We start from the raw sequence: 18,403 nt of genomic DNA, 5'->3' as shown, positions 1-18,403 counted from the left end.
AGCAGAAGCAGAAGCAGAAGCAGAAGCAGAAGCAGAAGCAGAAGCAGAAGCAGAAGCAGAAAAATAGTCCAGCCGGGTGGTCAGCGACAAAACAGGGTGTTTTACGGAGAACAGAAGATGAAACTAAACCAGCGTTTCTGGTTTTTATTGCACGGCTGGTGCTCTTTACCTGTCTGGCTGATTTTTACCGCCGTTTGCCTGACCGGTACTATTGCCGTGGTCAGCCATGAACTCACCTGGCTAACCAACCCCAATGCCAGAGCATCTAACCCGGACAATTTACCGGCCCGCCCTATTGCCGAACTGGTGGCGGCAGTAAAGCAACAAGAACCCAAAGCCGCTGTCACTTCAGTGCTGGTGCTGGAACCTTATCTGGTGACAGCAGTGGTGTTTTCTACCGACAAACTTCCGTCCGCCATTGCTTATGTGAATCCATATACAGCACAGGTGCAGGAAATTAATCCCGGCATTAATTTTATTAGTTTTATGCGCGCTTTACATGGCTGGTTATTGTTCCCCTGGCAACAAAGTTACAGTCTTGGTTATTACCTGGTCAGCGCTATGGCGCTGTTGATGTTCGGTGCTTTAGTGACAGGCCTCGTCATTTACAAAAAATTCTGGCTGGCATTTTTAAAGCCAAAACTGCGGTTGAATCAGGGGCGTAAAACCTTATTGGCAGATTTACACCGCCTGGCCGGTGTCTGGTCGATTTGGTTTTTGTTGCTGATGAGCCTGACCGGCCTCTGGTATTTAGTGCAAGCCACACTCTGGCATAACGACGTGGCTTTTTATTATGAAGTGGAGCCGCTTAGCACAGCCCAGGTGCCTGCTATCAGCGAGCAAGGCGAAGTTCCTGCCATGATCCCGCTGGCCAAAGCCATACAAAATGCCCAGCAGTTTTTACCTGAGCTCAAACCTGCTTTTGTACAAATGCCGGAGCATAACCGCGATTATTACCGCATCTCAGGCTATGGCGATTCAGTGTTTTATGATCAGTATTCTTATACCGTCTGGGTGAACCCATGGAATGGTGATATCGCCGACAGCAGGGTACCATCGCAGATGGCGGCGCTGGAAACCCTGATGTCGATAGCTGACCCGCTGCATTACGGCACCATCGGTGGTTTATGGACCAAAGTGATTTGGTTTGTGTTTGGCTTGCTGGTCAGCGGTATGGCGATCACAGGTTTTATGATTTGGGGCAGCCGTACTGTCAGAGCCAGCCGCACCAGCAGCTCTGCCATATCAGAGGACACCGCTGCTGCACTTACAACACCAACAGCGCCCGCTAAAACCCCAGCCACCACTTTTAATAAGGCCGTTTTATGAGTCGTCGCAGCCATAGCTTTTGGCAAAAAAACAAGTTTAAATTCAGTGGCCTGGTGCTTATTTTACCTTTTTGGTTTTTATACCAGTCGATGAACCCGGTGTTTCCGCCTGCTTTACCCAAAGCCACAGTAGGGCCATTTGAGGTGACTGTCAGTCCGCTGACCGAGGACGGCGCTTATTTACATCATGGCGAGTGGGTCAAAGATTATTACCTGCAACTGTGCGTAGGTTGTGTCGAAAAAATCCGCCAGGGTTTTTTAGTGGTCAGCAAGCAAGCGCCTGATTTTCAACAGCTGACAGCGGGCCACAGCAGTGTGCTGCACGGCACTGTGCATGGCCTGCATGTGCATGCCAGTACGCCGGAAAAACTTAAGGGTGGCGAAAAACTCTGGTTATTGCTCGAAGACTGGCAAGGCAAAAGGTATCAGCACGGCTGGGATTTATAACAACAGCTGCTGCTAAAACAGCGGTAGCAAGCCGCGTTTTACCGCGGCTTTTTTGCCAGGTTATTGCTCTTCCTGTTGCTGAGCGCTCAGAGCACAGTCGGTTTGTGCTCATACCACTTGCTGCTGCCCACATAGCATTTAGCCAACACTCCACATTGCACTCATCTAGCACCCCATCTAGCACTAAAGTACCGTTGTCCAAACAAAGCCCAGCCCCTAGCATCGCTGTATCAATTTTGAAGGTTGGGCAAAGCACAACCCCAGGCAGATAAAGGCGGAAAACAAATGAAGGTACTGGTGACAGGTGGCAGTGGTGGTATTGGTTTTGCGGTGGCAACAGAATTTGGCCGTCAGGGTTATCAGGTACTGCTGGCCGATTTAAATCAGGCGCAGCTGGATGCCAAAGTGGCCGAACTGCGCGCTTTGGGGTATCAGGCCGACGCGCTGCTGCTGGATTTAACCTCCCAGCAATCCATTGAACAGGCTGCAGCACAGGCCGGTGCTGTGGATATTCTGGTCAATAATGCAGGTATTCAGCATGTGGCGCGGCTTGAAGAATTCCCCGAGCAAAAATGGCAACAACTGCTGCAGGTGATGTTAACAGGCCCGGCCATGCTGACCAAAGCGCTGCTGCCTGGCATGCGTGAACGCAATTTTGGGCGGGTGGTGAATATTGGTTCTATTCATGCGCTGGTGGCCTCCCCTTTTAAATCGGCTTATGTAGCGGCTAAACACGGGCTGTTGGGTTTTAGCAAAGTGGTGGCTTTAGAAAACGCCGACTTTAACTTCACTATTAATACAGTGTGCCCAGCTTATGTACGCACTCCTTTGGTGGAAAGCCAGATAGCGGCGCAGTGTAAAGAACACAATCTCAGTGAGCAGCAGGTGATAGAGCAAATTATGCTGGCGCCAATGCCCCAAAAAGCTTTTATTGGTGTCGATGAAATTGCTGCCACGGCACTGTTTTTGTGCCAGCCGCCAGCGCGGCATATTACAGCCCAAACTCTGGTGTTAGATGGTGGCTGGACAGCCCGTTAAAGCCCGGATGTCCAGGGTCAATAGCCTGATCAGTGCAGCAGAGCAGCGTCGGGGCAACAGATTGGCAAGCCCCCTGACAATGGCAAAAAACTCAGGCACAATCAGGGACTTCGCTAAATGACACAAGCGCCATCTATGATCCTGAGCCAGGGCTCTATCGGGCTTGGCAGCATTGCTGCTTTATCCTTGTTGTATTTGCTGGTGCTGTACAGTGTCGGCCGGCTCGGCCGTCGTATTACCGGCGGTCATAAACTGGCGCCCTGGGTGTTTAGTTTTGCCCTGGCCATTTATTGTACCTCCTGGGCTTTTTATGGGGTCACAGCGCAGGCCGCAGTGAATGGCTGGTGGATCCCACCCACTTATATCGGCTCTTTGTTATTGTTCTGGTTTGGTTTTGGCCTGATAGCCCGTATTGCCATTGCCTGTCGCAGATACAAAATTACCTCAGTGGCCGACTTTATTGCCACCCGTTATGGCCATTCGCGCCTTTTAGCAGTACTGACCACATTAATAGTGCTCACCGCTGTGATCCCTTATATAGCGCTGCAACTGCAGGCGGTGTCCACCAGCATTAATGCGCTGGTGCAAAGGCCGGCACATCCACACTGGTATCAGGACACCGGCCTTTATGTCAGCTTATGGCTGGCCGTTTTTGCCATGTTGTTTATTGGCCGCAGCGCCAAAGCGCATCAACCTAACCCTGGGTTAATGACCGCCATCGCTTTTGAATCTCTGGTGAAACTGATTGCATTGCTGGCAGTAGGTGTTTTTGTCTGCTGGGGTTTATATGACGGTATTGGCAGCATTTTTAGTCAGGCTGCCAACCACCCGGCGGTGCAGAGTCTGCAACAAAAAGCGCTGCCCACATCAGTGTATTGGATCCATGTGCTGTTGGGTTTTGTTGCGACTTTATGTTTGCCGCGCCAGTTTCATGTCAGTTTTGTCGAAATTCAGCATTTAAAACATCTGCATCTGGCGCGCTGGGTGTTTCCACTGTATTTGCTGCTGATGAGTCTGTTTACCCTGCCCATCGCCCTGGCCGGTTTAATGCTGCTGGGGCCAGAAGCCAATATAGATTTAGTGGTGCTGCAACTGCCGTTGTCGGCCAATCGCACCGATATGGCGCTGCTGGCCTATTTAGGTGGTTTTTCTGCCGCCACTTCGATGGTGATAGTCGCCACTGTGGTGCTGGGTATTATGATCAGCAACGACTTACTAACCCCGCTGCTGTACCGGCTACAACAAAAACCTGTTGACGGTAAACCACTGATTAAAATGGTAACTTTGCGCCGCGCCTCGATGCTGACAGTACTGACGCTGGGTTATTTGTATTACCTCTTGATAGGCACAGAAACAGGTTTGGCCCAGCTTGGCCTGATGGCATTTGCGCTGATAGCGCAGTTAGCACCGGCTATTATTCTGGGCCTTACCAGTCGCAATATTAACCGTCAGGGTGCGCTGGCCGGCTTAAGTAGTGGTGCTTTTATCTGGGCTTATATTTTGTTATTGCCAGAGCTTGGCCGTGCCGGTTTAGTCAACTGGCACTGGCTGCAACAAGGGCCTTTTGACATTCAGTGGCTCGCACCCTCTGGCCTTTTTGGTGGCCAGTTTGACAGTATCAGTCTGGGGGTGTTGTTAAGCCTGTCAGTCAATGTGCTGATGTTGCTGCTGGTCAGTCAGCTCAGCACAACCAGGCTCAGTGAATGGTTGCAAAGCGGCCGCTTTTTGCGTCGTGGCAGCCCTGAGCGCAGCAGTCAGGACGTTGAACTCACAGTACAGGACTGTTATCTGCTGGTCCGTCGTTTTGCCGGTGAACGTGAAGCCAAACAACTTTTACAACGCCATTTAAAAACCAGCAGCCCCGACTTTAATCAAAAAGCGCCACTGAATTTACAACAGGGGGTGGAGCGTACTTTATCTGCAGTGGTGGGCGGCGCTTCAATGCGGCTTCTGCTCAATGCCACCAGTAAAAACAGTCAGTTACCGCTGGAGTCTGTGGCGCGTTTTGTCGACGAGGCCAGCCAGGTGTATTTGTTTAATCAGGCCTTGCTGCGCGCCACTATCGACAATATCAGTATGGGCATCAGTGTAGTGGACGCTGACTTAAGGCTGATTGCCTGGAACCAGCGTTACCTTGAGATGTTTGCCTATCCAACCGGCTTTGTTGAAGTAGGTAAACCTGTAGCTGAGCTTATTCGTTATAACGCCGAGCGCGGTTGGCTCAGCCGCTCTTTCGAAACAGGTGCCGAAACCGGTGCAGAAGCAGATCCACAATCACTGGAGCTGGAAATTCAAAAAAGGCTGAATTATCTGCGCCAGGGCAGCAGTTATAAATTTCAGCGCCGCCAGCAGGATGGCCGGGTGTTTGAAATGCAGGGCAACCCGCTACCGGGCGGCGGTTTTGTCACCACCTACAGCGACGTCAGCTCTTTTATTGAAGTACAACAAGAGCTTGAGCACAGTAACAATACGCTGGAGCTGCGTGTGACAGAGCGCACTGCTGAGCTTGAGCAACTCAACCAACAACTGGCTGACGCCAAACAACAGCTGGAAGAGCACACCGTCAGCAAAAACCGTTTTTTTGCCGCCGCCAGCCACGACTTATTACAACCTTTTAATGCCGCTGCGCTGTTTTGTGGCCTGATCCGCGAAAAAACACAGGATCCAGAGATTAAACAACTGAGTAAAAATCTGGCCGCTTCGCTCAATTCTGCCGAAGAGCTGCTGGCCAGTATTCTGGAGCTGACCAAACTGGACTCAGGCGTGGTGCGCGCTGAACCCAGGCCTTTGGCACTACAGCAGTTGCTGGAACAAAGTGGCCGCGAAGCTCAGGTGTTGGCGGCGGAAAAAGGCCTGCAGTTCCGTTGTTGTGTCAGCTCTCTGACAGTACAGAGCGACAGCCGTTTACTCAAAAGGGTGATCCAGAACTTTATCAGCAACGCCATTCGTTACACCCCCCAGGGCAAAATTCTGCTTGGGGTACGCCGGGTAACAAACCAGCAGGGCGAGCGTTTTGCCCGTATTGAGGTGTGGGACACAGGCCCTGGCATCGCAAAAGAAGTACAACCGCTGATTTTTCAGGAGTTTCAGCAAGGGCCCCAAGCCGACCAAAAAGGTTTGGGTATAGGTTTGGCCATCAGCCAGCGTATAAGTCAGCTGCTGAATCACCCGCTGTCGTTATCTTCGGTGCCCGGCAAAGGCAGTTGTTTTGCCGTCACAGTGCCACTGGCTAAAGCAGCAGAAGTGTTACCTGCTGCTTCTGTGCTGCCGGAATTACAGGGCAATTTTGCCGGTAAAAAGATTTTATTATTAGATAACGAACCACAACTTCTGGCCGCAGTGACCGAACTTTTGCGCAGCTGGCAATGTGAAGTGATGGCTGTGGCCACGCCTTTTGCCGCTGTGAACGCGCTGCAACAAGGTTTTCAGCCGGATTTATTGTTATTTGATTATCATCTGGACCAGGGCGCCACCGGGGTGGAAGTGGCCAGTCAGCTGCAACAACATTTTGCGGTACAGGCACCTGTGGTGATCCATTCGGCCGATCAGCAACAACAAACCAGAGACGACGCGCAAAATGCCGGATTTCACTTTATGCTTAAACCACTCAAAGCAGCCAGCCTCAAACGTTTATTACAGCGGCTGTTAAAATAATCACAGGCAGTCCGGTCTTTGCAGTCAACACAGAATGTATTCGCCGGCCTTGTGCCCTTATTCTCAATCGCAGGAGCTTTTATGCAGCATCCATTTGATGAACTGGTGATCAATCCTGGCACCACAGCCACAGCTGCCTTGATGTTTACGCCCTGCCCCGGCAGCAAAGGGGTGGATTTAAAAACCTCGTTACAACAACTCAAAGCCGCCGGTGCCAAAGTGCTGATTAGCCTGACGCCCGATGAAGAAATGATGGAGCTGGGTATCACCGACCTGCCTTCGTTATGCCGCGAGCTGGATTTAACCTGGTTTCACTGCCCTATTGCCGACGATCAGGCGCCCGGTCTGGCTTTTGCAGAAGGTTGGGAGCAAGCCAATGCGCTGGTGCACCATATTCTGCGTCAGGGCGGTAAAGTGGCTATTCATTGCAAAGGCGGCTCTGGCCGCACCGGTTTAGTGGCGGCAAAAATTCTGCTGGAGCTGGGGCTGGATAAAATTGATGTCAAACAACGGGTGCAGGTGCTGCGTCCTTATGCGCTCACGCTGAAAACCCATCTGGATTATTTTAATAAGTTATAGGCCACAAACCGCTGCAGGCGTTGGCAGCAACACAAGCGCGGCAGTGTCCGGCATACAAAAGGCTCTGCCGACACCCGGCAATTGCGCAAACACAACAACAGCAATAAAAAAGCGGCTTTTTATAGCCGCTTTTTGCTTATTTATTCCTTGGTAACTCGCTGTTTTATTCTTCGCTGTGCTGGCGCAGTTTTAACTGCACCCCTTTAATAAAATTGCGCAGCACCTGATCCTGACAAGCGCGGTAATGATGGTGATCCGGGCGGCGGAAAAAAGCGCTGAGTTCATGTTTGCTTAAACGGAAATCAGCCAATAACAAAATAGCCAGAATGTCGTCGTCTTTTAAATCCAGTGCAATTTTTAACTTACGAAACACTATGTTGTGGTTGAGTTTGCTCTCAGGCTCTGGTTGTGGCCCTTCTTTACGGCCGCGTTTTTCAATAATTAACCCATTTAAAAACTGCGCCAGTTCCAGATCGCTGATTTGCACAAAAGCCGGATCTTCGTCTTTTTTCAGCCAGTCACTGACCTGAGCACGGGTTGTTTCCAGGCCACCATGCGCAAAAATGCGCATCATGCTGTTGTCATTAAAATCAAAGGCGTAGCGCAAACGGCGTAAAATCTGGTTATTGGTCACAACAATGGTCCTGATATGAAGAAAGGTGCCGGTTTTTCACCAGACACAAAAATTGCCGACACTTTAGCAGATTTTAAGCCGAAAATCCGCCGTACAGCCGTGTTATCATCCGGCCTACTTTATTTTTGCCGCCAGCTCCGATAAGTCTGGTGTGCCCCTGGTGGTTGAGTGGTAAAGCTTTTGAAAACTATTGCCGTATTTGCTGACGTTCAGAATATTTATTACACCTGCCGCGAGGTCTACGGCCGCTCTTTTAACTACCGTTTGTTCTGGCAGCAGCTGCAAAGCCAATACAACATTCAATACGCCACCGCCTACGCCATAGAGCGCCACGACGACCAGCAACGCAAGTTTCAGGATGCGCTCAGACATATTGGTTTTGAAGTAAAACTGAAACCTTATATTTTGCGCAGCGACGGCAGCAGCAAAGGCGACTGGGATGTTGGCATTACCATCGACCTGTTGACTCAGGCACCGGAAGTAGACGAAGTGTTATTGTTATCAGGCGACGGCGATTTTGCTTTATTACTCAATACCATACGCGAGCGGTTTGCTACAGGCTGCATAGTACAGAGTGTACCTGGCCTTACCGCCCAAGCCCTAATACAAAGCGCCGACACACACTGGCCTATTACGACAGACATGTTGCTCTAGCAAAAAGCCGATGCCATGGCGCTGAAGCTACTGTAAGAATAGTTGTTGCTGGTTGCGCACGAATCAGCAGCGGCAACGACGCCAGTTTTTGCACTCTTTAAAAAAACCTGCTGTCACCTAATATCTCAAGGCATTGATTTTAAATAATTAATCTAGCATACCCCGGATAAACCCTGGCATTTCAGCTGCATAATCCAAAAAAATATCACCACAGCTGTAACAGTTGGGCTGCAGACGACGACTATAAAGATAACTCCGGCACCACAAAGGCCGGAGCACAACAAAGATTGCAGCCAAGCGGAGAATAAATAATGGATACTGTACTGATGACAGAGTGGGGCTTTTTGCTGTTTTTTATCGCCATGTGGGTGCTCGCCACCCTTGTTGATCTGGCTGGCCGCCGCTGGCTTGGCAAAGACCTGATGAAATATCTGACCGGCGATCACAGTTGTGGCTGTACTGGCCACAGTCGCGGCACTCATAGCGGCACTTAATCAACACTGTGCTGACTCAAACCGCGGCGTTTACTGAGGCCAAGCCGTAGCGCCAACCAGCCAATCCGCTGGTTCGCGCCTCCCGCCCGCTTACTTTTAAATACCCAACTACCCGCGCCGCGTCCAGCCTCTGAGCTTTGCTGCCATCACTGGCGCCACTGCCACAACAAGCAGCACTAAAGGCCAAATGTTGCCGTCCTTAAAAGTGTAAGCCTCAAGCATCACAGACCATGACATACCCTGCCACCGGCCGATGGAGATCTCAAAGATAAGGGTCAGGGCAAGCCAGCCCAATCCAATCCCCCAAAGACCCGGCGTCTGCCGGGTGCCAAGCCAGGGCAAAGTGAGATAGGCGGCACTGAAAATGATTGCCGACAGCAGCGCACCACTAAGCAGCATGCCCCATGGCGTGCCAAGCCAGGGCAGCAATACCGCAGCCCTAAACATACCGTTAAGAATGGCGAGCACCAGAATGAATACCCACACCACCAGCGATCTGAACGCAACTGTAACTGTCACAAAACCTGTCCTTATTTTCGAATAAAAGCGGCTATGCCCAGAGATGCCTGTCCGTAACACTGACTGCCATCCGCTATTGTTGCCGGCAGCTTATCCCCAGAACCAGCGGCCGCTGTTGATCAAACCAACAATCATGCCGCCTAAGCCGGCACTAAGGCCACCCAGCATGCCAAAACAGCACCAGAATAGCTGAACGCGATATTGCCGTTTTGCCTCTGCACTGGCGGCAGCTTTTGCCAATATGCGCGGTTTAATGGTTTGCCAGACCCGATACTGCAGATAAACCAGACCCACGATAAACAACAAAAAGGCCAGTAACGGCGCCACAGCGCCAGCCGTTAATTCGTAAGCCGCGGTCAGCAGCAGGCCACAACCGCCGACCCAAAGCAGCGCCTGATTGCGATAACGCATTAAACGACTGCGTTCATCCTCGCTGGCCGCATTTTTGAGCGCAGCCTTCATGCCAAGCACCACCCCCAGCATGCCGCCGAGCGCGCCAAGCAAAGCACCACTGAACAGCCAGCCAAACTTTGCCACCCCGCTACTTTGTGCAGCCATAGCACTGGCAGTTGCTGCAGCCGCCGGTGGGCTGCCAACCAACAGGGCGCTCAGCACCAGACTGCTAAAGCCAACACCAGGGGCCGTTGTTAAAATCAGCTTGCCGTATCTGGCCAGCAGCTGTTCTTTCAGCAGCTCACGCACACGTTGCAGTTTTTTGCGTACATTGGCTTCACTGAGGCCCAGCAGACTGGCAACCTGTTGGCTATTTTGTTCTTCACGGTAAAACAACAACACAATTTCACGGCTTTCCGCCGGCAAATCATCGAGTAAATTGCGGATCAATCTGGCCTGTTCGCTGCGTAACAGTTCCTCTGCCGGGTTGCTGTCACTGGCAAAACTTTCCAATAAGGCTTCGGCATCACTGCCACGCTCTGTCTGCCGATCCCGTTGTTCACGTAAAAAGCTGTAAGCGCGGTAGCGGGTAATTTGTCTGAGCCAGGGTAAAAAACTGGCCGGATTTTGCAAACTGCTTAATTGTTGCCAGGCAGCAATAAATACCTGCTGGCACACTTCTTCGCTGGCATCTAAATCTTTAACAATCGCCAGCGCAATACTGCTGATGCCATTCTGGCAGCGCTGAACCAGGCGGCTGAACGCTTGCAGGTCGCCGGCCATGGCAGCCTGCACATCGGGTTGTAGTTGTTGTTCTATCGTCACTGACATGGCGGGTTACTCCTGTAAAGCCTGACGCAACTGGCTGATCAACCACTCAGGTTCATCCAGCATCATAAAATGGCGGCTGCCAGTATTCATCAGTAAAGTGGCGTTTGCAATGCCGGAAATTTGCTGTTGATACAATGCCTTAGCTTGTTCCTGATAAGGCGCCGGCAAGGCACCGCTGGCACCCAACAGCCAGACTTTACTCTGAATGGCGCCCACCTTTGGCCGTAAATCTGTGGTGAGCAGTTCGTACATAGCCTGACCCACACTTGGGCCGTCAGAAGCCGCCGCCATTGCCAGCACCAGCTGTTGATGCCCCGCAGCCCTGGCTTGAATCTCAATGCCCTGGGTTGCAGCAGCTTTGAGTTGTTCGCCGTTTAATTGCTGATAATAATTCTTCAGCTGTATCGCCTGGCTTTGCATGTCGGCCACCTGCGTTGCCGGATCACGGCTGAAGATGGGTGCTAAATAAGGCAAGCCATCCACAGCCACCACAGTGCCGATACGCTCAGGTGCTGCGCTTGCCAGTGCAAAGGCCATAAAGGCGCCCAGACTATGACCAACCACAGCAGGTTTTTGCAGTTGTTGTTCGTCCATATAATGCAGTAAATCCTGCTGTAGCCTTGGTAACAGCTCACCTTCAATGGCTGGCGTGCCGGCAAAACCGGCCACACTGATCAGATGCAGCTGATAATCCTGTTTTAAAGCGGCCGCAGTGTGCTGCCACACCCGGCTATCAGACATCAGGCCCGGAATCATCAGTACAGGTTTGCCTTCGCCAATCACCTCCACATGAAAACTTGCGGCTGTATTCAGCTCGGCGGCTTTGAGCTGAGGCAAAATGGCCCCCGCTACAATACTCATGGTAATGGCAAAATAAGTCCAAAAACTAACATTGGCTTTGGCTTTGACGTTTTTATCATCGGCCGGGGTGTTGCTGCTGTGCGCTTTGTGGTTTTGCATAACGGTATCCTTTGTTGAATATGGGTTACCTTAACAAGTCGCAGCAGCAGCGCAGGGTGTGACAAAATAATTTAAATTATTTTCTAAAACTCAGTTTTAGCTATTAATAACAATAACTTAACCTAAAAAAGAATTTTTGCGGCAGCATATTTAAACAGCGCCGCAGACAAAAAGCAGAGGGAAAAGCAATCAGACCGCACGCTTCACCTGCAGCTTAAGGCTGCGCGGCATCAGCGCACATAAGCTTAATGCGGCCCTGGCCAGAAATCAGATGAGCAAATCAGCGCAATATTTTACCTTTTTGCCAAAATTCAAAGGCTTTGCCGCTGTTGTTTTGCAATATCCGCAATCTGATTGTTCCGACCTATCTCCTGATATAAGTCCGATAAAATGTTGATGGCATCCTGCACTTTGGCCTGGTACCCGGCAACAGCCTGGATAAGCGCATGTTCAGCCAGACTTGCCTGCAGGTAATGGATGGCAACATCAATCCGATCAATAGCCTCATGAATATGGCCGTCATTCAGTGTAAATTTGTCAATCATGAAAAATCCCTCAACCCGCAATATGGGTATTGTTATGGTAAAAATTCAACCGCAATAAAAAAACCGTCGCCGAACCCGCGATTATTCAGTGGTGCCGCAAAACCGCCCGACTTGACCTTTAATCAGTAGCCTGAAAACAATCAAGCTGGCGCACGGCCAAATAAACGAAAAACGCCGGCCCCCCGGCAAGAAAACATAAAGTCCGGCATATAGCCCCCAAAAAGATCCCGGCGAGTGCGTAAATCGCAAAACTGCCTTTAGTCAATTTAGACAGGACTAAATACAACAAGACGGTCAGCCCAGAAAGGAACAAAGGTAAGAATCCTGCCACCATCAATAAAATTCCGCCCTGTGCTCGCCCGTCACCGAATATGACTATCGGCGACGCGATAATAAAAGCGATGAGTGGACTGTCGACAGCTGCGGGTTCTGGACGCATCATTTGCTCCAGTTAACGCTGCGCGTAGCGGCTGCTGCAAACCAAACGCCGGGCGGCGCCAGATATAAATTGCTGCACTTTGTCAGAGTTTATTTCACCAATGAGGTCTGCATTGGGTTTAACCCTGTGTTGCATCTGCTGACTCTGTTTCTTTGGTTGGATAAGTCTGAATCGACCAGAGTTTAATAGCCATCGGCGACCAACTTCAAAGCCATACCACCCACTGCGCTGTCTTCACTCAGGCTGATATCAACTATTGCACCACGCTCTTGCGAACCATAATGAATGGAAAAGGAAGCACTATTTATCGTCAATTGATCATCAAGATTGCTGGCTGGCGACAAGCATAAAATTGCCTTTTTTACCGCAACGGCTGCGAACTCAGCTGAGGCATGCTCCATCAGATAGCTGCATACATTTTTAGCCGCAGGATAATCTCCATGCTCACAACGCTTCGCAAGCAATGCCGCCCCCGGCGTGTCTTTAAAGTTGGCCCCCCAGGACGTTCGAAAGACCAACTGCCTGGTTTCCTCTGGTTTGACTGAACCGACAAATGCCTGAAGCACATCACAAAACTCTGTGGATTGCTCTGCAGAAGCGACCGGATAAATACAGCAGGCCGTCAAAAAACATATCGAAGTTACAGAAACTTTTATTGCCCAGCTCACTATCATCTTGCTATCACCTCAGTATCACCCACCTCAGTATCAACTCAAGGGCGGGCAACTTGTTACAAGCGCAGCGGCCAAAGACCGGAAGCAGCTGGAGCCGGCTCAGGCCAGATAGCGGCCTATTGTGACTGTGTTTGCCAGGCCTTTGCCGGTTGATGACTACGAACGATGACGTAATAACAAATAGCCAATAACAAAAAGCGCAGGAGCATTGAAACTATCTCGTTTAATTCTGCTGACGCTTGTAAAAGATAATAACCCTGCAATAAAACAAGGGGAGCAAGCAGGAACAGATAAAACTTATTGTCCGCGCTTTTGAAAACAAACTTAGTTGCATAAGCTAACAACAAAAAAGCCAATGCCAACGGCAGCGCGATAATAAAAAAGTCGACCACAATAAAGGCCAAAAAAGCGGAAATGGGCATAAGCATGTTAAGAAGATCTGCAGACACTGATATTGCTGCGCCATAACCAACAATCACAATAGAAGCAAACGCCAGTGCAATACCTAAAATTAGCGCCATTAAATAACTTTTTAACTTAACCATCTACTTATTCCTTGTATGTATAACACTATGCTCAGCGGCAGTTTGTAATGTGCTTTTCTCTTTATGAAACTGCACTATTGTATTTAAACCAGATTTTTAAAGTAGCGTTTATTGCGTATAAAGAAACCTTGTCTGACAACACAGCTGAATGTTCTGGTACTTGATTGTTTCCCTTAAAAAACGCAACCGGATTATTTTTTATCACGGCTTCCCAACTATGGTTTTTTCCAGCCACAGATGCCAGATATCGTTTTCGCGCCAAATGCTCAAACACATCACTTAAGGTGCTATTGATTGAAACTTTAAAGCTATATGCATGAGGAGCAGCACAATCATCCCCCATACAAACGCTATCCCTTTCTACTTCTACCAAAAATTCAGTCATAGTCGATTCACCTAACGCTTGAATTAAGCCGAGCCGCAAATCGGCTTCGGCCTGAATGAATTGTCAGGCACCATCGACCGGCTGCCAAAACGAAATGTCCGGCGGCCCGGCGAGAAACTTGCCAGCGGCCTGTATAAAGGACTGGATGTGTGGCTGTTGCATGTGCGGACCAAGAAAGACCTCTTGGCTTGGCCACGTTTCAATCAAAGTAAATGCTGTCGGGTCCGATGAGTCCTGCAGCATGGTGATACCTCCACAATCCGGCTCCGAGGCCCGGACTGTTGCAACCAAAGCAGCGATCTCTCGCCGTACAGTGTCAACCTGGGCTGGCAATGCACGGTACCTGACGATAACGATTGAGTTATTCATGGGCTCTCCGGACGTCTATTGTGGCGTCTAATGCCCGCCACACACCCGAGTAACTTGTTGCGGGTTCAGCGTCAAAGGCGCGTTGTGCTGGCGTTTGTTATATGCCGGTTTCAATTTTTAAGTACCGATTTTTCCCTAACGAAATGTAATAGAGCGGCAGAAATATAGATTTAAAAAAGTTAGATCCAAAAGAATTTTTCAGCACAATTTTTCCAGAACGAATATCACAAACATTAAATTCTGGGCTTGAACACCAATCAATAACAGCCTTCAGCGTTTTGCTACCTTCAGGCAAGGTTATTTTTTGTGTTGTGCCACGTTTTATAACAGCTATTTCTTTACCGTCCACCAACAAATGATAGTCGCGAGCCATATCTGCAAATTGTTTTGGTCTTGTGACTTCGATTTCCATTACAACCTCGTAGGCATATAACGACGCCCGCAGCGGCGAGCAAAGCGAGTCCAGCAGCCGAAGGCTGCGCGCTGCCGGGCCTTGTTATGCATGTTTATCACCAACGATTTTTTGGATGGTTTTGATAACTTCTTTGCTTTTAATGACTGTTCCTGAATTACCGCAACTATTGATATAGAAACCGTCCAAGTATTCCGATACAAACATTAGATAACTTTCACCTACATCCATATTGAAGCGGCTTGAAGTATTGACGTTATATAGAGTCAGATACCCTTTAACTACATATTCCGGAGGGGTGCCATATAAGACATTTTCAATTTCAACCTGAAATAGCTCAGCCTCGTAACCTTCAGGATCTTCTATGGGGTCAACCACAATCTTTCTTGATGTGACTTTTCCAATGGCTACGAAATTTGCCTTTTTTATTTCGTCGACAACAGTAACATTCGGGTATCCACCATCACAATATGCAAATAATTTAGAAGAGAAGCCTAGCAGAGCAATTAGAATTATTATTTTTCGCATCATGAATCCCTTATGCATAACGCTTTGCTAATTGGCTGCCGCAGCGCAGCGTAGGCAGTCCAGTGGAGGCCACGCTGTTTGTGGCCGGAACGAAATTAAGCAACTTGTTAAGTGCTTGAACGTGACAAAATAGCATCTGTTTTTCGTTTGACATCTAGCAGGTACAAACCACATGCGCCTGAGGCTATAAACCACGATATATGAATATTTAAACTCTCTGACGGTATAAAAAAGCCCAAAATTGCAAAGCTCAATAGAGTTACCGTAACAAAAGACCACAACACCCCTTGAAACCGCCCCAGCAAAAAATCAAGGTAGTTGAGTAAGTCGAATAAAACCCAAGATGCAAGAAATGCAGCGACAACCAAAATCATGAACGCAATAACTGCAAAAATCGGTGACCCCGTAGCTACCCAACTAGGAAAGTGCGAAAAACCGAATTCTTGAAAATACGCAGCCACTATAAAAGGCAACGTAACTATACGATTAACTTCAAGCAATCCCTTGAGATCATTGACGCTTAACAAATTTATCCTCCTTGCATTGGCACTTAACAACTTAATAGAAGGCGGAGCGCTCGCAAGTAGGACATTTCCCTGCCTTCTTTTGTGATTTTTATTTATATCAAGCTAAAGCCTAAGTTACTATTTTTCAACTTATTTTTCAAAATTCGATAAATACTGCACTGACAAAATTTATACTTCAAGTACGCAATTTGTTCTGAAAAAAACTCATAGCAAACCACTGGCTATTTAAGCAGTGGTTTGTGGTGTTTTAGTCTGGCTAAAGTGAGGTAAATACAAGTGGCTCTTGAACGCGTTTGACACTAACCAGAAGACCAAATCACCAAGCCAATGCTTTTCCCTCCCCGTTAAGACAAGCCGATAAAAATCGGAAGTTTGAGGTTTTAAGACGCCAACTGTTTGAGGCAAGCGACGCTAGCGCTTGCCGCCCCTTGGTTTTAAAGAGCAGGCGGCGCCTCAAACTTTTGATTTTTAGCGGGCTTTCGAAGGCTTACCGGGGTGATTTGTTCGCAACGAAGTTGCTCACCCCTTCGGGGCCAGCTAAAGCTGTCCAAAATCGCTTTGCGTGATTTTGTCTTTGGCTACTTTCTTTGTCAGCAAAGAAAGTAGCTCGCCCTTGCGGCGAAACAGCTTTTAAAACGCCATGCCACAGGCATCAAATAATGCCGTATCCCAAACCAGGGCAGGCAGAATAAAAATTAGAGACGTGTCACCTATGTGGTTGAACTAAAGTGTCACCTATGAGTGTGAACCGTACCCGGGGTCGTTTTTTCCGTCACTTTTTGTCGACACAAAAAGTGACTCGCCTGCGGGGGCGAGTCCCCGCTGCTACAGCGCCATCAGCTGCAAGCTGAAAACAAAAGCCCAAACTGCAAGTTAAGCCAAATCCCCAGCTGCCATTACGGCCACCTGATCCCGCCCCTGCACTTTGGCCTGATATAACGCCTTGTCAGCACGGCGGAATAATGTGCTGTAGTCTTCACCGGCTTGCCATTCGGTCACACCAAAACTGGCGGTGAGATGTTGATCCTGGGTAAAAGCGGCCTGGCGTAATTGCCGGGCAATACGTTCGGCAATCAACTGGGCAAGCGCCAATGGCGTGTCGGGCAACACCACCACAAACTCGTCGCCCCCATAACGGGCCAGCAAATCTGACGGCCTTAAACATTGCTGGGCCGTTTGGCAGACCAATAACAACGCCTGATCGCCCAGCTGATGGCCGTATAAGTCGTTGATATTTTTAAAGTGGTCCACATCAAACACCATCAGCGACAACGGCTGCTGCACCCTTTGTGCCCGTGCTATGGCAATGCTGGCTTGTTGTTCCAGCCATTCGCGGTTGGCCACCCGGGTCACTTTGTCGGTAAAGGCCATACGGCGCAGCCTGGTGTTGTCTTCAATTAATGTAGGTAGTGCCATGGCAAATAAGGTGTTGGCCGCTATCACGTTAATGGCAAACTGATAAACCATTACAAACTCAAACAAATCAAACACATGCACCCAAAAGGCAATTAAAAAGCTACAAAGGGCCAGATTCAGCACATTCAGCCTGGCACTCTCGGTGCAAGCCAGCCACATTTGTGGGATCACCAGGAAAAAGATGGCAAAAGCACTATTGTCGGTGTGGAATAATTGCGCCAGCATCATAGCGCAGGTGAGCAGCAGCATATTCAGCAGCAATTTGGCAAATAAGGGCCGGCTCCACTGAATTTTTTGCAAGTCCAGCATGTCGTGCAAACGGCGCACTGCACTACGGTGGAACATGCTGAGCAACATAATAAAAAATGGCGCCAGCACTATCACACCGGCCATATCGCCTATCCAGAACGGCAGCCAGGTACCGAGTACGGCATCGGCCGGCAACATCTGACACCACACCAATTGTGTGATCACAGCCGCAGCTGCTGCTAAAGAACTCAACGCCGCAATCAGCAGGAACATAATAATGAGTTTGGGCAGATGGCGTTGCCCCTGCTGCAGCAAGACCCGCAGCAGCCAAGCACCCAAACCATAAGGTAACAAGTGTGCCACGGCAAATAAAATACCGGCACGTACAGCTTCGGCGCCATCCAGCGGCAATTGATAATGCTGCACTGTCCACAGCGTCATCAGCACAGCACCCACACCTAACGCAGGCACAGCGGCCAGACCAAATAGCAACAAAGCAGCAAAACTTAAGCCTGAAGCCGGAAACCAGACACTGGCGTGTTCGGTATATTCCACCAGCCGGCCAAGCTGCCACACCAATAACCACAACAACAGCAATAACAGCTGCAGGCAGCTCTTCGCCAGCCAGCGGTCCTGTCTGAGCCAGTCAAGCCAGGGCGCCGTGCTGCTTTGTGATGATAACAGTGGAAAGTTGCTCATGGGGCGGTACTACCTGCAATCCGGGGTTAAATAGCCAGGCTTTAACCCTTATCTGCTGCCTGAAACTGATTTCATCAGCATATC

At 49.5% G+C, this 18,403-nt stretch carries 21 protein-coding genes; 7 read left to right on the top strand and 14 right to left on the bottom strand.

The features are described from left to right. Positions 1 to 117: 117 nt before the first annotated feature. The 5 genes from V7P87_RS02625 (at position 118) to V7P87_RS02605 (ending at position 7,046) form a co-directional block, all read left to right on the top strand. Complete coding sequence (locus V7P87_RS02625) at positions 118 to 1,329, top strand: PepSY-associated TM helix domain-containing protein (protein WP_333796043.1); 1,212 nt, start codon at positions 118 to 120, stop codon at positions 1,327 to 1,329. Continuing rightward, a complete protein-coding gene (locus V7P87_RS02620; protein WP_333796042.1) occupies positions 1,326 to 1,775 on the top strand; it encodes a hypothetical protein in 450 nt (149 codons plus the stop codon). The genes V7P87_RS02625 and V7P87_RS02620 overlap by 4 nt, the downstream gene beginning before the upstream one ends. Before the next feature lie 285 nt (positions 1,776 to 2,060). Next, the gene (locus V7P87_RS02615; protein WP_333796041.1) at positions 2,061 to 2,813 is read left to right on the top strand and encodes a 3-hydroxybutyrate dehydrogenase; all 753 of its coding nucleotides are present in this window, start codon (positions 2,061 to 2,063) and stop codon (positions 2,811 to 2,813) included. Positions 2,814 to 2,930: 117 nt separating this feature from the next. Further along, positions 2,931 to 6,467, top strand: coding sequence for a PAS domain-containing hybrid sensor histidine kinase/response regulator (locus V7P87_RS02610; RefSeq protein ID WP_333796040.1), 3,537 nt, complete (start codon positions 2,931 to 2,933; stop codon positions 6,465 to 6,467). Between the two features lie 81 nt (positions 6,468 to 6,548). After that, positions 6,549 to 7,046, top strand: coding sequence for a phosphatase domain-containing putative toxin (locus V7P87_RS02605; protein WP_333796039.1), 498 nt, complete (start codon positions 6,549 to 6,551; stop codon positions 7,044 to 7,046). Between the two features lie 163 nt (positions 7,047 to 7,209). Here V7P87_RS02605 and V7P87_RS02600 read toward each other — a convergent pair whose 3' ends face one another. Next, positions 7,210 to 7,680, bottom strand: a complete 471-nt coding sequence (locus V7P87_RS02600) for a DUF1456 family protein (RefSeq protein WP_296294725.1) — start codon at positions 7,678 to 7,680, stop codon at positions 7,210 to 7,212. 168 nt (positions 7,681 to 7,848) lie between these two features. Here V7P87_RS02600 and V7P87_RS02595 point away from each other — a divergent pair, with 168 nt between their 5' ends. Together V7P87_RS02595 and V7P87_RS02590 are read left to right on the top strand one after the other, a co-directional pair. Beyond that, a complete protein-coding gene (locus tag V7P87_RS02595; RefSeq protein ID WP_296294727.1) occupies positions 7,849 to 8,334 on the top strand; it encodes a LabA-like NYN domain-containing protein in 486 nt (161 codons plus the stop codon). Positions 8,335 to 8,645: 311 nt separating this feature from the next. Further along, positions 8,646 to 8,828: a hypothetical protein gene (locus tag V7P87_RS02590; RefSeq protein WP_333796038.1), complete on the top strand. Its 183-nt coding sequence runs from the start codon at positions 8,646 to 8,648 to the stop codon at positions 8,826 to 8,828. Between the two features lie 108 nt (positions 8,829 to 8,936). Here V7P87_RS02590 and V7P87_RS02585 read toward each other — a convergent pair whose 3' ends face one another. From V7P87_RS02585 to V7P87_RS02525, 13 genes are all read right to left on the bottom strand, one after another. Next, positions 8,937 to 9,347, bottom strand: a complete 411-nt coding sequence (locus V7P87_RS02585; RefSeq protein WP_296294731.1) for a hypothetical protein — start codon at positions 9,345 to 9,347, stop codon at positions 8,937 to 8,939. Positions 9,348 to 9,437: 90 nt separating this feature from the next. After that, entirely contained in the window at positions 9,438 to 10,571 is a 1,134-nt protein-coding gene (locus V7P87_RS02580) for an RNA polymerase sigma factor (RefSeq protein WP_333796037.1), read from the bottom strand. Positions 10,572 to 10,577: 6 nt separating this feature from the next. Next, a complete protein-coding gene (locus V7P87_RS02575) occupies positions 10,578 to 11,531 on the bottom strand; it encodes an alpha/beta fold hydrolase (protein WP_333796036.1) in 954 nt (317 codons plus the stop codon). Between the two features lie 311 nt (positions 11,532 to 11,842). Then, a complete protein-coding gene (locus tag V7P87_RS02570; RefSeq protein WP_333796035.1) occupies positions 11,843 to 12,076 on the bottom strand; it encodes a hypothetical protein in 234 nt (77 codons plus the stop codon). A 118-nt stretch (positions 12,077 to 12,194) separates the two neighbouring features. Next, complete coding sequence (locus V7P87_RS02565; RefSeq protein ID WP_333796034.1) at positions 12,195 to 12,515, bottom strand: hypothetical protein; 321 nt, start codon at positions 12,513 to 12,515, stop codon at positions 12,195 to 12,197. A gap of 182 nt (positions 12,516 to 12,697) precedes the next feature. Beyond that, the gene (locus V7P87_RS02560) at positions 12,698 to 13,189 is read right to left on the bottom strand and encodes a hypothetical protein (protein ID WP_333796033.1); all 492 of its coding nucleotides are present in this window, start codon (positions 13,187 to 13,189) and stop codon (positions 12,698 to 12,700) included. A gap of 116 nt (positions 13,190 to 13,305) precedes the next feature. Continuing rightward, positions 13,306 to 13,734, bottom strand: coding sequence for a hypothetical protein (locus V7P87_RS02555; protein WP_333796032.1), 429 nt, complete (start codon positions 13,732 to 13,734; stop codon positions 13,306 to 13,308). Between the two features lie 61 nt (positions 13,735 to 13,795). Continuing rightward, positions 13,796 to 14,119, bottom strand: a complete 324-nt coding sequence (locus V7P87_RS02550; RefSeq protein ID WP_333796031.1) for a hypothetical protein — start codon at positions 14,117 to 14,119, stop codon at positions 13,796 to 13,798. A gap of 63 nt (positions 14,120 to 14,182) precedes the next feature. After that, positions 14,183 to 14,488 (bottom strand): putative quinol monooxygenase, encoded by a 306-nt coding sequence (locus tag V7P87_RS02545; RefSeq protein WP_296294743.1) that lies wholly within the window; start codon positions 14,486 to 14,488, stop codon positions 14,183 to 14,185. A 97-nt stretch (positions 14,489 to 14,585) separates the two neighbouring features. Next, the gene (locus V7P87_RS02540; RefSeq protein ID WP_296294745.1) at positions 14,586 to 14,900 is read right to left on the bottom strand and encodes a hypothetical protein; all 315 of its coding nucleotides are present in this window, start codon (positions 14,898 to 14,900) and stop codon (positions 14,586 to 14,588) included. 84 nt (positions 14,901 to 14,984) lie between these two features. Beyond that, positions 14,985 to 15,428 (bottom strand): hypothetical protein, encoded by a 444-nt coding sequence (locus V7P87_RS02535; RefSeq protein ID WP_333796030.1) that lies wholly within the window; start codon positions 15,426 to 15,428, stop codon positions 14,985 to 14,987. Positions 15,429 to 15,535: 107 nt separating this feature from the next. Beyond that, positions 15,536 to 15,955 (bottom strand): hypothetical protein, encoded by a 420-nt coding sequence (locus tag V7P87_RS02530; protein ID WP_333796029.1) that lies wholly within the window; start codon positions 15,953 to 15,955, stop codon positions 15,536 to 15,538. An 873-nt stretch (positions 15,956 to 16,828) separates the two neighbouring features. Next, complete coding sequence (locus V7P87_RS02525) at positions 16,829 to 18,319, bottom strand: GGDEF domain-containing protein (protein ID WP_333796028.1); 1,491 nt, start codon at positions 18,317 to 18,319, stop codon at positions 16,829 to 16,831. Between the last annotated feature and the right edge of the window lie 84 nt (positions 18,320 to 18,403).

The sequence above is a fragment of the Rheinheimera sp. genome (genome assembly GCF_036782235.1).
Classification (GTDB): domain Bacteria; phylum Pseudomonadota; class Gammaproteobacteria; order Enterobacterales; family Alteromonadaceae; genus Pararheinheimera.
Note: the sequence above shows the minus strand (reverse complement) of the source record. Positions and strands in the feature narration are given on the sequence as shown.

Excerpts from the sequence above, each read along its gene's own strand:
- V7P87_RS02625 (WP_333796043.1), top strand. The coding sequence starts at position 118 with ATGAAACTAAACCAGCGTTTCTGGTTTTTATTGCACGGCTGGTGCTCT.
- V7P87_RS02620 (WP_333796042.1), top strand. The coding sequence starts at position 1,326 with ATGAGTCGTCGCAGCCATAGCTTTTGGCAAAAAAACAAGTTTAAATTC.
- V7P87_RS02615 (WP_333796041.1), top strand. The coding sequence starts at position 2,061 with ATGAAGGTACTGGTGACAGGTGGCAGTGGTGGTATTGGTTTTGCGGTG.
- V7P87_RS02610 (WP_333796040.1), top strand. The coding sequence starts at position 2,931 with ATGACACAAGCGCCATCTATGATCCTGAGCCAGGGCTCTATCGGGCTT.
- V7P87_RS02605 (WP_333796039.1), top strand. The coding sequence starts at position 6,549 with ATGCAGCATCCATTTGATGAACTGGTGATCAATCCTGGCACCACAGCC.
- V7P87_RS02590 (WP_333796038.1), top strand. The coding sequence starts at position 8,646 with ATGGATACTGTACTGATGACAGAGTGGGGCTTTTTGCTGTTTTTTATC.
- V7P87_RS02580 (WP_333796037.1), bottom strand. The coding sequence starts at position 10,571 with ATGTCAGTGACGATAGAACAACAACTACAACCCGATGTGCAGGCTGCC.
- V7P87_RS02575 (WP_333796036.1), bottom strand. The coding sequence starts at position 11,531 with ATGCAAAACCACAAAGCGCACAGCAGCAACACCCCGGCCGATGATAAA.
- V7P87_RS02570 (WP_333796035.1), bottom strand. The coding sequence starts at position 12,076 with ATGATTGACAAATTTACACTGAATGACGGCCATATTCATGAGGCTATT.
- V7P87_RS02565 (WP_333796034.1), bottom strand. The coding sequence starts at position 12,515 with ATGCGTCCAGAACCCGCAGCTGTCGACAGTCCACTCATCGCTTTTATT.
- V7P87_RS02560 (WP_333796033.1), bottom strand. The coding sequence starts at position 13,189 with ATGATAGTGAGCTGGGCAATAAAAGTTTCTGTAACTTCGATATGTTTT.
- V7P87_RS02555 (WP_333796032.1), bottom strand. The coding sequence starts at position 13,734 with ATGGTTAAGTTAAAAAGTTATTTAATGGCGCTAATTTTAGGTATTGCA.
- V7P87_RS02550 (WP_333796031.1), bottom strand. The coding sequence starts at position 14,119 with ATGACTGAATTTTTGGTAGAAGTAGAAAGGGATAGCGTTTGTATGGGG.
- V7P87_RS02545 (WP_296294743.1), bottom strand. The coding sequence starts at position 14,488 with ATGAATAACTCAATCGTTATCGTCAGGTACCGTGCATTGCCAGCCCAG.
- V7P87_RS02540 (WP_296294745.1), bottom strand. The coding sequence starts at position 14,900 with ATGGAAATCGAAGTCACAAGACCAAAACAATTTGCAGATATGGCTCGC.
- V7P87_RS02535 (WP_333796030.1), bottom strand. The coding sequence starts at position 15,428 with ATGCGAAAAATAATAATTCTAATTGCTCTGCTAGGCTTCTCTTCTAAA.
- V7P87_RS02525 (WP_333796028.1), bottom strand. The coding sequence starts at position 18,319 with ATGAGCAACTTTCCACTGTTATCATCACAAAGCAGCACGGCGCCCTGG.